11 protein-coding genes are annotated in these 13177 nt (G+C 66.4%); 6 read left to right on the forward strand and 5 right to left on the reverse strand.

Annotated features, from left to right (window positions below; all coding sequences use genetic code 11):
• The first annotated feature begins 78 nt into the window (after positions 1 to 78).
• The 3 genes from BM009_RS13855 to BM009_RS13865 all read left to right on the forward strand — a co-directional run bounded on the left by BM009_RS13855 (position 79) and on the right by BM009_RS13865 (position 4385).
• A complete protein-coding gene (locus BM009_RS13855) occupies positions 79 to 1614 on the forward strand; it encodes a hypothetical protein (protein WP_093297061.1) in 1536 nt (511 codons plus the stop codon).
• A gap of 93 nt (positions 1615 to 1707) precedes the next feature.
• Positions 1708 to 3963, forward strand: coding sequence for an NADP-dependent malic enzyme (locus BM009_RS13860; protein WP_093297063.1), 2256 nt, complete (start codon positions 1708 to 1710; stop codon positions 3961 to 3963).
• Positions 3963 to 4385, forward strand: a complete 423-nt coding sequence (locus BM009_RS13865; protein ID WP_093297064.1) for a hypothetical protein — start codon at positions 3963 to 3965, stop codon at positions 4383 to 4385. The genes BM009_RS13860 and BM009_RS13865 overlap by 1 nt, the downstream gene beginning before the upstream one ends.
• Here the strand turns inward: BM009_RS13865 and BM009_RS13870 are convergent.
• Positions 4382 to 5170, reverse strand: a complete 789-nt coding sequence (locus tag BM009_RS13870) for an SDR family oxidoreductase (RefSeq protein WP_093297066.1) — start codon at positions 5168 to 5170, stop codon at positions 4382 to 4384. The two genes, BM009_RS13865 and BM009_RS13870, sit on opposite strands and share 4 nt — an antisense overlap.
• A 123-nt stretch (positions 5171 to 5293) precedes the next feature.
• Positions 5294 to 6439 (reverse strand): acyl-CoA dehydrogenase family protein, encoded by a 1146-nt coding sequence (locus tag BM009_RS13875; RefSeq protein ID WP_093297355.1) that lies wholly within the window; start codon positions 6437 to 6439, stop codon positions 5294 to 5296.
• 147 nt (positions 6440 to 6586) lie between these two features.
• Here BM009_RS13875 and BM009_RS13880 point away from each other — a divergent pair, with 147 nt between their 5' ends.
• Positions 6587 to 8038 carry an MFS transporter gene (locus tag BM009_RS13880; protein WP_175488017.1) on the forward strand — a complete coding sequence of 484 codons (1452 nt, stop codon included), beginning with the start codon at positions 6587 to 6589 and terminating at the stop codon, positions 8036 to 8038.
• A gap of 61 nt (positions 8039 to 8099) precedes the next feature.
• Here the strand turns inward: BM009_RS13880 and BM009_RS22640 are convergent, their stop codons facing one another.
• Together BM009_RS22640 and aceA are read right to left on the reverse strand one after the other, a co-directional pair.
• On the reverse strand, positions 8100 to 8255 hold the full coding sequence (locus BM009_RS22640; protein ID WP_019367690.1) for a hypothetical protein: 156 nt from the start codon (positions 8253 to 8255) through the stop codon (positions 8100 to 8102).
• 16 nt (positions 8256 to 8271) lie between these two features.
• Positions 8272 to 9561, reverse strand: coding sequence for an isocitrate lyase (aceA, locus tag BM009_RS13885; protein ID WP_093297067.1), 1290 nt, complete (start codon positions 9559 to 9561; stop codon positions 8272 to 8274).
• A 395-nt stretch (positions 9562 to 9956) separates the two neighbouring features.
• Between aceA and BM009_RS13890 the strand changes: the two genes are divergently transcribed.
• Together BM009_RS13890 and tcmP are read left to right on the forward strand one after the other, a co-directional pair.
• Positions 9957 to 11336 (forward strand): helix-turn-helix domain-containing protein, encoded by a 1380-nt coding sequence (locus BM009_RS13890; protein WP_093297069.1) that lies wholly within the window; start codon positions 9957 to 9959, stop codon positions 11334 to 11336.
• A 66-nt stretch (positions 11337 to 11402) separates the two neighbouring features.
• Positions 11403 to 12341: a three-Cys-motif partner protein TcmP gene (tcmP, locus tag BM009_RS13895; protein WP_093297070.1), complete on the forward strand. Its 939-nt coding sequence runs from the start codon at positions 11403 to 11405 to the stop codon at positions 12339 to 12341.
• On the opposite strand, the gene BM009_RS13900 is transcribed toward tcmP, so the two are convergent.
• Complete coding sequence (locus BM009_RS13900) at positions 12280 to 13038, reverse strand: DUF5131 family protein (RefSeq protein ID WP_093297071.1); 759 nt, start codon at positions 13036 to 13038, stop codon at positions 12280 to 12282. The two genes, tcmP and BM009_RS13900, sit on opposite strands and share 62 nt — an antisense overlap.
• Positions 13039 to 13177 lie beyond the last annotated feature (139 nt).

The following is a 13177-nucleotide window of genomic DNA, read 5'->3' on the forward strand; positions in this document are numbered from 1 at the left end:
GCTACCGGAAGCACGGGGGGCGGCACAAGCCGCGGCCATGGGGTGACGCTGGTGGAAACTGGGGATAAGGCGCGGGGCATGAGCTTCTTTTCCGCGCAGACCGGCAAGTCAGCGGCGCTGCGCTGGCGCTGGATCCTGCTGCTGTCGCTGCTGTCGATCCTGCCCTTCCTGTTCGTGCAGGTGCCGCCGCTGGTCGACGTGCCCGGCCATATCGGGCGGTTCGCGGTGCAGCTGGCGCCAGCGGAGAGCATCCTCCACCGCTATTTCGTCTTCACCTGGCGGCCGACGCTCAACCTGGGCGCGGACCTGATCGTCCAGGCGCTGCACCCGCTGCTGGGGCCGGTGGCGGCGATGTGGCTGGTCTGCGCAGCGGTGCCGGCGCTGACCGTGCTGGGGCTGCTGGCGGTCACCCGGCGGCTGAATCCGCAGGGCGCGGCGGCGCTGCCCTTCGCACTGCTGTTCGTCTACAATGATTCCTTCCTGTGGGGCTTCGTCAACTATGCCCTGAGCGCGGCCTTGTCGCTGTGCGGCTGGGCGCTGTGGATGGCGCTGGAGCGACGCAACGCCCTGCGGGCGCTGGTCTTCGCGCTGTTCGCCCCCGCGCTGTTCCTCGGGCATGGCGAGGGCGGGGCGCTGCTGCTGCTCTGGGTCGTGGCCTGGGAGGCGGAGCGGATCGGGCGCTGGTGGCAGCCGCGCGGCCTCGCGACGCTCGCCGCTCGGCTCTGGCCGTTCGTCTTCGTCGCGGTGCCGGTGGTGCTTCCCGCCAGCGGTGAGAAGGGCGGGAAGACCGTCTGGGACTTCCCAGGCAAGATCGACGCGCTGTTCAACATGCTGCGCGACCAGAACATGGCGTTCGATCTGGCGAGCCTCGGCGCCGCATTTGCCGTGCTCCTCTACGGCCGGCTGCGCGGCGCACGGCTGGCGACCGGCGCCAGGCTGGCGGTCTGGGCCAGCTTCGCGCTGTTCCTGGCGGCCCCCTACCAGCTTTCCGGAACCGCCAATGTCGATGCGCGGCTAATCGCGCATACCGTGATGCTGGCACTTGCGCTGCAGGACTGGCGCGCGGTGCAGCGCCGTCCGCGCGCCTGGGTCGCGGCGGCAGGTGTCGCATTGCTGGTGCTGCGCTTCGGCGTCACCACGGCGAGTTTCGTCGGCTATGGCCAGCGCTACCATCGCGAGCTGCAGGCGCTCGATCATGTCGCCCACGGGAGCCGGGTGCTGAACCTGACCCTGGCCGATTGCGGCGTGCGCGCCTGGCGCAACCCGCGGATCACCCACCTCGCCAATCTTGCCACGCTCGAACGCGATGCCTGGGTGAACGCGCATTGGGCGGTGAAGTCGGTCCACCTCCTGGAATCGCGCCTTGCGCCGCTAGGCTTTGCTACCGATCCATCGCAGATCGTCTCCCCGCCCGATTGCGTCGGCACCACCGGCGCGGGACGCGAGCGGCGCAGCATCGCCCAGCTGGCCCCGACGCTACCGCTCGACCAGGTCGACTATCTCTGGCTGATCGACGTCCGGCTGCCGCCGGGGCAGGTGGATCCCCGCCTGGTGCCCGTTTGGCATGCCGGAAACAGCGCGCTCTACGCCGTCCGTCCTCGCGACGCGACGTAGGGGAAAGCACGGAAGTGGCCTTCTGTGGTTTGCATTCACGGGCCCGGGCTGCTTTAGGGGCGCAAACAGTCAACGAAGTTAGGAGCCGAGCGGATGGCCGAAGAGAGCAACGTCCAGTTTTCCGATCGGGAGGCGCTGCGCTATCACGCCGAAGGCCGTCCCGGTAAGATCGAGATCGTCGCCTCCAAGCCGATGGCGACCCAGCGCGATCTGGCGCTGGCCTATTCGCCGGGCGTCGCCGTGCCGGTGCTCGCGATCGCGGAAAATCCTGCCACCGCGTATGATTATACGGCCAAGGGCAACCTCGTTGCCGTGATCTCCAATGGTACCGCTATCCTGGGTCTCGGCAATCTCGGCGCGCTCGCCTCCAAGCCGGTGATGGAAGGCAAGGCGGTGCTGTTCAAGCGCTTCGCCGATGTCGACTCGATCGACCTCGAACTCAAGACCGAGGATGTCGACCGCTTCATCGACGCCGTCGAGCTGATGGAGCCGAGCTTCGGCGGCATCAACTTGGAGGACATCAAGTCCCCCGAATGCTTCGTGATCGAGCAGACGCTGCGCGAGCGCATGAACATTCCCGTCTTCCATGACGACCAGCACGGCACCGCGATCATCGCCGCCGCCGGCATCATCAACGCGCTGTATCTCACCGGCCGCGACCTGAAGACGACCAAGATCGTCGTCAACGGCGCCGGTGCCGCCGCGATCGCCTGCACCGAGCTGATCAAGGCGATGGGCCTGCCCCAGGACAATCTGCTGATGTGCGATCGCACCGGCGTGATCTATCAGGGCCGCGAAGGCGTGAACCAGTGGCAGTCGGCGCACGCCGCCAAGACCGATCGCCGCACGCTGGCCGAGGCGCTGGAAGGCGCCGACGTGTTCCTCGGCCTCTCCGCCGCCAACGCGCTTCCGGCCGAGCTGCTCGCCAAGATGGCGCCGAAGCCGATCATCTTCGCGATGGCCAACCCGGATCCCGAGATCACCCCGCCCGAAGCCAAGCGCGTGCGCCCGGACGTGATCATCGCCACCGGCCGTTCGGACTATCCGAACCAAGTCAACAACGTGCTGTGCTTCCCCTTCATCTTCCGCGGCGCGCTCGACGTGCGCGCGACCGGCATCAACGATGCGATGAAGGTCGCCGCCGCCCGCGCGCTGGCCGAACTCGCCCGCCAGCAGGTGCCCGAGGAAGTGGCGACCGCCTATGGCACGTCCCACAGCTTCGGCCCGGACTATATCATTCCGACGCCGTTCGATCCGCGCCTGATCGAGATCATCCCCGCCGCCGTCGCCCAGGCGGCGATGGATTCGGGCGTGGCGACCCGACCGATCATCGACATGACGGCCTATCGCCAGCAGTTGCGCGCCCGCATGAACCCGACGACGTCGGTGCTCAGCATGGCCTATGAGGGCGCGCGCGCGAAGCCGAAGCGCGTCATCTTCGCGGAGGGCGAGGAAGAGGTGGTGCTGCGTGCCGCGATCGCCTTCCAGGAGGGTGGCTATGGCACGCCGGTGCTGGTCGGCCGCGAATCGGTGCACGAGCAGCTGCGTACGCTCGGCGCCAACCCCGATCATTTCGAGCTGCACAACAGCGTCAACTCGCCGTTGGTCGAGGAGATGGTGGAGACGCTCTACAAGCGCCTCCAGCGCCGCGGCTATCTGCGCCGCGACTGCGAGCGGATGGTCAATCGCGACCGCAACATCTTCGGTTCGCTGCTGCTCCGCCTGGGCCATGCCGATGCGATGATCACCGGCGTCACCCGCACCTATGCCGAGACCATGCGCCAGGTGCGCCGCGTGATCGATCCGGTCGACGGCCGCACCCCCTTCGGCATCCATGTGCTCGTCGGCCGGTCGCACACGGTGTTCATCGCCGACACCACGGTGAGCGAGCGCCCGAGCGCCGAGGAACTGGCCGACATCGCCGAGCGCACCGTCCAGGTCGCCCGCCGCATGGGGCATGAGCCGCGCGTCGCGCTGCTCAGCTACTCCACCTTCGGCAACCCCGAGGGCAAGTGGATCGACAATATCCGCGACGCGGTGAAGGTGCTCGACGATCGCGGCGTGACCTTCGAATATGAAGGCGACATGGCGCCGGACGTGGCGCTGAACCCCAAGCTGCTCGCCAACTATCCGTTTGCACGGCTTTCGGGACCCGCCAACATCCTGATCATGCCGGGTCTGCAATCGGCCAACATCTCCGCCAAGCTGCTGCGCGAGCTGGGCGGCGACTCCACCATCGGCCCGATGCTGATCGGCATGGAGAAGTCGGTCCAGATCGCGCCGATGACCTCCACCGCCAGCGAGCTAGTGACGCTGGCGGTGCTGGCTGCGGGCGACATCGCGCGGTAATGTCCATCGATCTGCTCGGGCCGCTGGTCTCGCGCGAAACGCTCGTGCTGGCTCCGGTGCTCGGCATCTACCTGCTGGTATCTGCGGTGGGGTTCCTGCGGTTCCCCACCGCGGTTGCCGATTTCTCCCGCGACCTCTGCCGGCATCCGGCGGCGATGCACGCCGTGGGTGCTATTGCATTTTTTGTCGGCGCGGGAGTTGTTTCCTTTCATCGTCGCTGGGGCAATCCCGCCGAGATCGCGGTGACCGCGACGGGACTCTGGTGGGCTTTCGAGGGTGCAGGCATGTTGGCGTGGCCTGCCTCGGTGGTCCGCGCGATGCAGCACCCCCGCTACATTTCCACCATGCGCGCGATGCAGTGGATTGCGCTGCTGGTGGGGGGCTATCTCCTATCGGTGGGCTTGCTCGGCGGCGTCGCTTAGCCGTCGATGCTCGCGCCGAGTGATGCGTTGACCAGTCCGCCGTCCACGGTGACGGTTTCCCCGACCAGATAATCCCCGGCCCGGCTGGCGAGATAGATCGCCGCCCCGGCCATGTCCTCCGCGACGCCGATGCGCTTAGCAGGGATCGCCTGCGCCACGGTGCCGCCATGGTCGCGGGCGGCCTTGTTCATGTCGCTGGGGAAAGCGCCGGGAGCGATCGAGGTGACGTGGATCTGGTCGCGCACCAGCCGCGCCGCCATCCGCCGGGTGAGGTGGATCAGCGCGGCCTTGGAAGCCTGATAGCTATAGGTTTCCCACGCATTCAGCCGCTGGCCGTCGATCGAGGTGATGTTGATCACCTTGGCCGGACGCTCCGCGCTGCCGCCGGTCTTGAGCAGGCCGTGCAGCGCCTGGGTGAGGAAGAAGGGGGACTTGACGTTCAGGTCCATCACCTTGTCCCAGCCCTTTTCCGGAAAGCTCTCGAACGGCTCGCCCCAGGCGGCGCCGGCATTGTTGACGAGGATGTCGAGGCGCGGCTCGCGTGCCGCCAGGTCGGCGGCGAGGGCGCGGCAGCCCTCCACAGTGGAGACATCATGCGGCAGCGGGATCGCATTGGGACCCAGCGCCGCGGCGGTGGCTTCGCAGGCATCGGCCCGCCGCGACGACACATAGACCTTCGCGCCCGATGCGACGAATCCCTCGGCGATCATCCGTCCGATCCCGCGCGAGCCCCCGGTGACTAGCGCCACCCGGCCATCGAGGCGAAACAGCGAAGCTACGTCCATGCCAAACTCCCTCTCCCCTCTGGGGAGAGGGCCGGGGAGAGGGGCAGTCCCTCCGATCCGGCCCTGTTGTTCGTGTTGCAGACTGCCCCTCTCCCAACCCTCTCCCCGGTGGGGAGAGGGCTTTTATCCACCCCGCTTCAGCGTCTCCCGCGCAATGATCAGCTGCTGGATCTGACTGGTGCCCTCGTAGATCCGGAACAGCCGTACGTCGCGGTACAGCCGCTCGATCCCGTAATCGGCGATGTAGCCGGCGCCGCCGAAGATCTGCACCGCGCGATCGGCGACGCGGCCGACCATCTCGCTGGCAAAATACTTGGCCGCCGCAGCCTCCATCGTCGTGTTCGCGCCTGCGTCCTTTGCGGCCGCCGTCTCCAGCACCAGTGCCCGGGCGGCGAGTGCCTCGGTCTTCGAATCGGCCAGCATCGCCTGGATCAGCTGGTGCTCGGCGATCGGCTTGCCGAATTGCCTGCGCTCGCTGGCATAGGCGACGCAGTCGGCGATCAGGCGCTCGGCGACGCCGACGCATACCGCGGCGATGTGCAGCCGGCCGCGATCGAGCACCTGCATCGCGATGCGGAAGCCTTCGCCCTCGTCGCCTAGCCGGTTCGCGACCGGCACCGGCACATCGTCGAAGATCACGTCGGCGACGCGCGCACCCTTCTGCCCCATCTTCTGTTCGGGCGCGCCGATCGAGACGCCGGGCAGGTCGCGCGGGACCAGAAAGGCGGAGACGCCGCGCCCACCCGCTTCCTCGCCGGTGCGGGCCATCACGGTGAACAGCTGCGCCTTGTCGGCATTGGTGATGTAGCGCTTGGTGCCGCTCAGCCGGTACACGTCGCCGTCGCGCACCGCGCGCGTCTTCACCGATCCGGAATCCGAGCCGACATCGGGCTCGGTCAGCGCGAAGCTGGTGATGATGGCGCCGCGGGCGATCTTCGGCAGCCAGTGCGCCTTCTGCTCGGGCGTGCCGGCGATCACCAGCCCCTGGCTGCCGATTCCGACATTGGTGCCGAAGGCCGAGCGGAAGGCAGGCGTGGTGCGCCCGAGCTCGATCGCCACCCGGGCTTCCTCCACCATGTCGAGGCCCAACCCGCCATGTTCCTCGGCGATCGACAGGCCGAACAGGCCGAGCGCTTTCATCTCCTCGACGAGGTGCTCGGGGATCGCGTCGGCCGCTTCCACCTCCGCCTCCAGCGGGCGCAGCCGCTCGGCGACGAAGCGACGGACCGTGTCGATCAGCGCGTCGAACAGCTCGGGTTCGAGGGCCATGGCCATCCTCTCGGTTCTAATTGTCGGCAGGTATAACGGCTGAATGGCGAGCTGCAAGCCATACCCGATCTTCCAAAGCGTTTCGTTTGCCGGGGCGGCCCCGCCTCTGTATCGGGGTGGGCGGGGGACGTAGTGGAGAAGCATTTGATGGACGGTCGCACCGCCGACAACCCGCCCGTACCGCCGAGCCGGCGCGTGGCGACGCCGACGATGCTCGCTTATGGCTTCGGCGCCGCAGCATACGGCGTGAAGGACTTCTGTTTCGTCACCTTCCTGCTGCTGTTCTACAACCAGGTGGTCGGGCTCCCCGCCGCGCAGGTCGGCTTCGTGATCATGTGCGCGCTGCTGTTCGACGCGTTTGTCGATCCGGCGATCGGCATGCTCTCCGATCGCACCCGGAGCCGCTGGGGGCGGCGCCATCCGTGGATGTATGCCGCCTGGCTGCCGATCGCGATCGGCTGGCTGTTCCTGTGGAACCCGCCGGCGAGCTGGTCGCAGGGCGCGCTGCTCGGTTGGCTGTTCGTCTCCGCGGTGGTGGTGCGCACCGCCGTCTCCGCCTTCGAGGTGCCGTCGCAGGCGCTGAGCCCCGAGCTCTCCTCGGACTATGAGGAGCGGACGCGGATCATGGCCTATCGCTTCCTGTTCGGCTGGGGCGGGGGCATGGCGATGCTGATGCTCTCCTATGGCTGGTTCCTCGCCGAGCGGACCGGCCAGCCGCACGGCCAGTTCGACCGCGCCGGCTATCCGGGCTTTGCGATCGGCGGCGCGGCGCTGATGGTGGTGGCGATCCTCGGCTCGGCCTTGGGCACCCACCATGAGATCAAGAACCTCCCGCCGGTGGAGATCGAACCCCAGCCGCTCCGTCAGAGCATCGCCGATCTGTTCGCCACGCTGCGCAATCCCGCCTTCCTGCTGCTGATGACCGCGGCGCTCAGCTATTTCGTGGCGCAGGGCATCAGCTTCTCGATGTCCAACTATCTCTACGCCCATGTCTGGCATTTCGGGAACCTCGCCTTCCAGCTGCTCGGCGCGACGCTGTTCCTGGGCGTCGTCCTCGCCTTCCTGATCGCCCCGCGCATGGCGCGCTGGCTGGGCAAGCCGACCGCGGCGACCATCGCGCTGGTCGGCGCGGTGCTGCTGCTCGTCGCGCCCTATGTCCTCCGCCTCGTCGGGCTGTTCCCGGCGCCCGGGGACCCGCTGCTGCTGCCGGTGCTGTTCACCATCTTCACCGTCAATGCGACCTTCGCGGTCTCCTCCACCATGCTCGGCGCATCGATGCTGGCCGATGTGGTCGAGCACAGCGAAGTCGAGACCGGGCGGCGGTCCGAGGGGGTGTTCTTCGCCGGCTTCTTCTTCGTTCAGAAATGCTCGAGCGGGCTCGGCATCTTCGCCACCGGGCTGATCCTGAGCTTCTCGGGCTTCCCGGACGGTGCCAAGCCGGGAACGGTGCCCGAGGCGGTGATCGACCGCTTCACCCTGATCTTCTGCGCGGTCTACCTGGCCCTCGGCGCCATCGCGGCGTTCTTCTACCGGCGCTTCCCTTTCGGCAAGGCGGAGCATGCTGCCCGGCTGGCGCAGCTCGGCGCGCGGGCCGAGTAAGCGCGGAAATGCCCGCCAGGTCCTCGACCCGGCGGGCATCCTTTCCTCCCCAGGAAAGACGTCAGGCCACGCGGCCCAAGCGGTGGTAGAGGTTGGAGAACTTCACCGATTCCGGCTTGTCCTTCACTGCCTGCAAATGGGCCCCGACGGCCTCGCGGAGCAGGCGGAAATCCTCGGTGGAAAAGACGGCGCGGCTGCGCTGCGGTTCGTTCGACATGGCACTACTCTCCTGATTATGCGGCTTGGGCGTTGAACTGGGCGGCTTCGGTGCTCTCGGCGAGCGCGGTGGTGGAGCTGGCGCCCCCCGCCACCGTCTGGGCGATCGCGTCGAAATAGCCGGTGCCGACCTCGCGCTGGTGGCGCGTCGCGGTGTACCCATCGGCCTCCGCCGCGAACTCGGCCTGCTGCAGCTCCGAATAGGCCGCCATGCCGCGGTCCCGATAGCCCCGCGCCAGCTCGTACATGCCGTAGTTGAGGCTGTGGAAGCCGGCGAGGGTGACGAACTGGAACTTGTACCCCATCGCCCCGATCTCGCGCTGGAAGCGGGCGATATCGTCCTTGTCCAGGTTCTTCTCCCAGTTGAAGCTGGGCGAGCAGTTGTACGCCAGCATCTTGTTGGGATGCTGCTTCTTGATCGCCTCGGCGAAGCGGCGGGCGTCGTCGAGATTGGGCTTCGACGTCTCCCACCACAGCAGATCGGCATGCGGCGCGAACGCCAGGCCGCGCTGGATGCAGTGGTCGACCCCGGTGCCTTCCTTGAGGCGGAAGAACCCCTCGGGGGTCCGCTCGCCGGTGAGAAACGCATGGTCCCGTTCATCGACGTCCGAGGTGATCAGCCGCGCCGATTCCGCATCGGTGCGGGCACAGATCACCGTGGGGACGCCGCACACATCCGCCGCCAGCCGCGCCGCATCGAGGTTGCGGATATGCGCCTGGGTCGGGATCAGCACCTTGCCGCCCAGATGCCCGCACTTCTTCTCGCTGGCGAGCTGGTCCTCGTAATGCACGCCCGCCGCACCTGCCGCGATATAGGACTTCATGATCTCGAAGCAGTTGAGCGGTCCGCCGAACCCGGCCTCGGCATCCGCCACGATCGGGGCGAACCAGTCGCGCGTCGCGCCGCCTTCCATATGCTCGATCTGGTCGGCGCGCTGGAGCGTCGCGTTGATCCGCCGCGCCAGCTCCGGCCCGGCATTGGCCGGGTAGAGCGACTGATCGGGGTACATCTGCCCGGCGGTGTTGGCATCCGCCGCGACCTGCCAGCCGGACAGATAGATCGCCTTCAGCCCCGCGCGGACCATCTGCATCGCCTGGTTGCCCGACAAGGCGCCCAGCGCATGGACATAGTCCTCGGTGCGCAGCAGCTCCCATAGCTTGAGCGCGCCGCGGCGGGCCAGCGTATGCTCCACCGGCAGCGAGCCGCGCAGCTTTGCGACATCGGCGGCGGTGTAGGGGCGCTGGATGCCGTCGAATCGCCCGGCGGGGGCGGGGACGAGATCCTCGAAACCAAGCGACTGGGGCATTGTGAATTCCTTGACTGACTGGCTAAACCTTGTGTGGGTAAGTTGCCAAAGTTCACGCAGGTGGGGAATTCACCTTCGGGGTCACACAGGGTGTGGGTGTGTTGTTGGTTGCGGTCCCTCTTTGTTATGGTGTAAAGTATTTACAGGCGCGTTGTCGTTCTCCAATTGGAACGTAGAAAGAACAATATGTGTAGGACAGCCGCAAATTCCTCCCGGGCACGGGGAAGGGGGGGGGCACGCCGTGCCAGCCGCGTGGTGGAGGGGCCGCCGCTAGCGGCGGTGCGGGTGCGGGTGGAGGATGGGCCGGGACCACCGCGCCTGCGGCGCGGCCCCTCCACCATGCTTCGCATGGTCCCCCTCCCCGTGCCGGGGAGGAATTTTAGGGAGGAGCACCCATGGCCGAACGCAAACTCTTCGCCGGGCACGCCATCCGCCGGCTGCGCTTCCAGCTCGGCGTCACCCAGGCGGCGATGGCGGAGGCGCTGGAGATTTCGGCCAGCTATCTCAACCTGGTCGAGCGCAACCAGCGGCCGATCTCCGCCGCGCTGATGCTCAAGCTGGCCGAGACCTATGACTTCGATCCCCGCCGCCTCGCCGCGGCCGAGCCCGGCGGCGGGGCCGAGGCGCTGCGGCGGCGGCTGGCCGACCCGCTGTTCGCCGACCTCGCCATCGATCGCCACCAGCTCGAGGAATGGCTGGCCGGCGCGCCCGACGGCGCCGAGGCCTTTGCCCGCGCCTATGACCGGATGGGCGATGCCGCCGCGCCGCTCCCCGGCGCCGCGCAGGATCCCGGCCCCCAAGTCCGCCGCGCGATCGAACGCTGGCGCAACCATTTCGCCGATCTCGACGCCGCCGGCGAGGCGCTGGCCGACGAACTGCGCATGGCCGGCGACTCCTATGGCGCGATGGCCGAGCGGCTGCGGGTGAAGCACCAGCTTGCCGTGCGCATCCTGCCCGCCGAGGTGATGGTCGATACGCTCAAGCGGCTCGACCTCCATGCGCGGCAGTTGCAGCTGTCGGAGGCGCTCGATCCAAGTGCCCGCGCCTTTGCGCTGGCCGAGCAGCTGGCGGTGGAGGCGCGCGACGAGATCGAGGCGCTGGTCCGCGGCGCCGCGCTCGACCGGGTGGCCGCGCGGCTGTTCCGCCGCCACCTCACCGCCTATTTCGCCGCCGCGGTGACGATGCCCTATGCCCGCTTCCTGCGCGCGTGCGAGGCGAGCGGCTATGACCTGGAGCTGCTCCAGCGGCGCTTCGGCGCGAGCCTGGCGCAGGTCGCGCACCGGCTGACGACGCTGCAGCGGGTGGGCGCGCGGGGGCTGAGCTTCTTCCTGATGCGGTTCGATCGCGCGGGGCAGGTCTCGAAACGCTATGCCGGCGCCAGCGGATCGGCGCTGGTCGAGGCGGCGGTGCCGTGCCCCTTGTGGAACGCCTATGACGGTTTTGTGCGGACCGACGAGACGGCGGTGCAGCTCGTCGAGCTGGAGGACGGCGCGCGCGCCTTCACCATCGCGCGCTGCGTGCATCCGCATGGGGGAGCCCCCGGCGGCGTGCGCCCGCGCTTCGTGATCGCGCTGGGCCTGCCGGCGGCGGAGGCGGGGACGCTGGCGGCGGCGCGCGGCGTCGACCTGGCCGGCCGCGCCGCGCCGATCGGGCTGGGGTGCCGGGCGTGTACGCGCGTGGCGTGCCCGCAGCGCTCGGCGGCGCCTGCGGGGCGGGCGGCGGCAGGGAGCGAGCGGGAGCGCGGGGTTACGGCGTTTGGGTTTGCGGGGGATTGAGGAAGAGCTTGCAAGCGATAGAGAAAGTTTAGATGATCGACAGAGCGTAATTGCCGAGGAATAAATATGAGCGGTGAGCATTGGTTTGGGGCCGGTTGGACTGAAGTAAAGCTCAACGCCATCAGTGCTTACAGCACCTTTTTCACCGGCGCGATTGGCAGAAAATTTGACATTTGGTATGTTGACCCATTCGCCGGAACCGGGTCGCGTTCGTCGGAAGAGGAGGTCGGTGGCATCTTCGAGGGTGAGCCGTTCTCTACCATTGAAAAGCGTTATCCAGGCAGTGCTGCTCGCGCGCTGACAGTTGATCCGCCTTTCCACCACTTCCGATTCGGAGACACGAAAAAGCAGCATATCCAAGCGCTGGAAGAGCTGGTGGCCTTCTATCCGGAAAAGGACGCGAAGGTCATCCGCAAGGATGCCAATGATTTCGTGAGAGGAATGTTCGGCGATCCTTTCTGGAGTGATCCGAATGGTCGCGGGAAAGGGTCGCGCGCTCTTGTATTTCTTGACCCCTACGGGCTTGAGGTAAAGTGGAGTACGCTTGAAGCTTTAGCGAATTGCCAAAAGGCTGACGTTTGGTTTCTCGCAAATTTGAAGGCGGCTGTTCAGCAGCTTTCACATGACCACGCAAAATTGGACGATGGGAAGAGGAGAGCTCTCTGCGAGTACTTCGGAACCGATCAATGGGAGGCGAAATTTTACAGCGAAGCCCCTTCGGGTGGAGGACTCTTGAGCTTCATGGATGAACGAAAAAAGAGGAGCGCTTCTAAGGCGGAGATAGCAGATTTTCACAGGAATCAGCTTGAAGGTCTGTTCAAATATGTGTCGCCGCCGCTGCCACTGGCGGTCGGTTCTGTAGACGACTATTTTCTTTTATATTGCATGAGCAACAACCCGGCTCCAGCTGCGAGAGCCCTTATAGCTAAGGGAGCTAATTGGGTTATACAGAAATATAAGCAGGCATCTCATCATAAGTCCGCCCTCCGAGAAGGCGTCCGCTAACTTTCTTATTCACTTCGCCCCACTGCTTGAAGAAGAAGGCTGTATCGAACCTTCTGCATAGACGTTCGATCTCCCATACCCATTCTTCCTGCATCGCTCGTGCTCCGGGACCAGACTCTCCCCCGACGATCGCCCAAGCGATTCCCTTCAGACTAACATCTTGGATAGGGCCAATCAGCGGCTCGAACGAGATGAACCTGACTGCTGCAGGTGTAGCACGAAGATGATCTATGCGGCCGACAACCTCAGGGCCCTCCACGCTCGTGCCGACCCACACATTTGGAAGCACGCGGAAAGCGTCCTCCGAGAGCACTTCGCGCATGCGATCAGGGCGCTTTGTGAGCAACTGGTAATCGTGACGTGGCGTTTCCGCCATCACGTCCCAGACGCGCTTTATAAAGGCGATTGGGACTTCCGGATGGAACAGGTCTGACATCGAATTGACGAAGACCTTTCGCGGATTGCGCCAGCGGTGAGGTATCGAAAGCGATGCCTCGTCGCAGCGAACGGCGCCGGTCCACTTCGCTCTGCCCCCGGACTTTCGAGTCAGACCGTCGTACTTAGCCACGCCCATGGCTTCGAGCCGAGCGGCCATGCGCATGGCGTAACAGTTCGTGCATCCCGACGAGGCGATGCTACAACCGGCGACTGGATTCCAGGTCGCGTCCGTCCATTCGATCGGTGAGCTTTCAGCCATTTCCAGTGCCCGTGCGGATCAGCCCGTTGGCTCTTGAATCACATGGTGTGAATAACGGCAACACTTATGCTTGTTGGAAGCCGTTGCCCGGTGGCACAGCTTCCACGTCGCACCCTTCCCTAGCCCCTCCCGCAGGCGG

Origin of the sequence: Sphingomonas sp. NFR04, from assembly GCF_900114095.1 — a bacterium.
In the GTDB taxonomy this organism is placed as follows: Bacteria; Pseudomonadota; Alphaproteobacteria; order Sphingomonadales; family Sphingomonadaceae; genus Sphingomonas.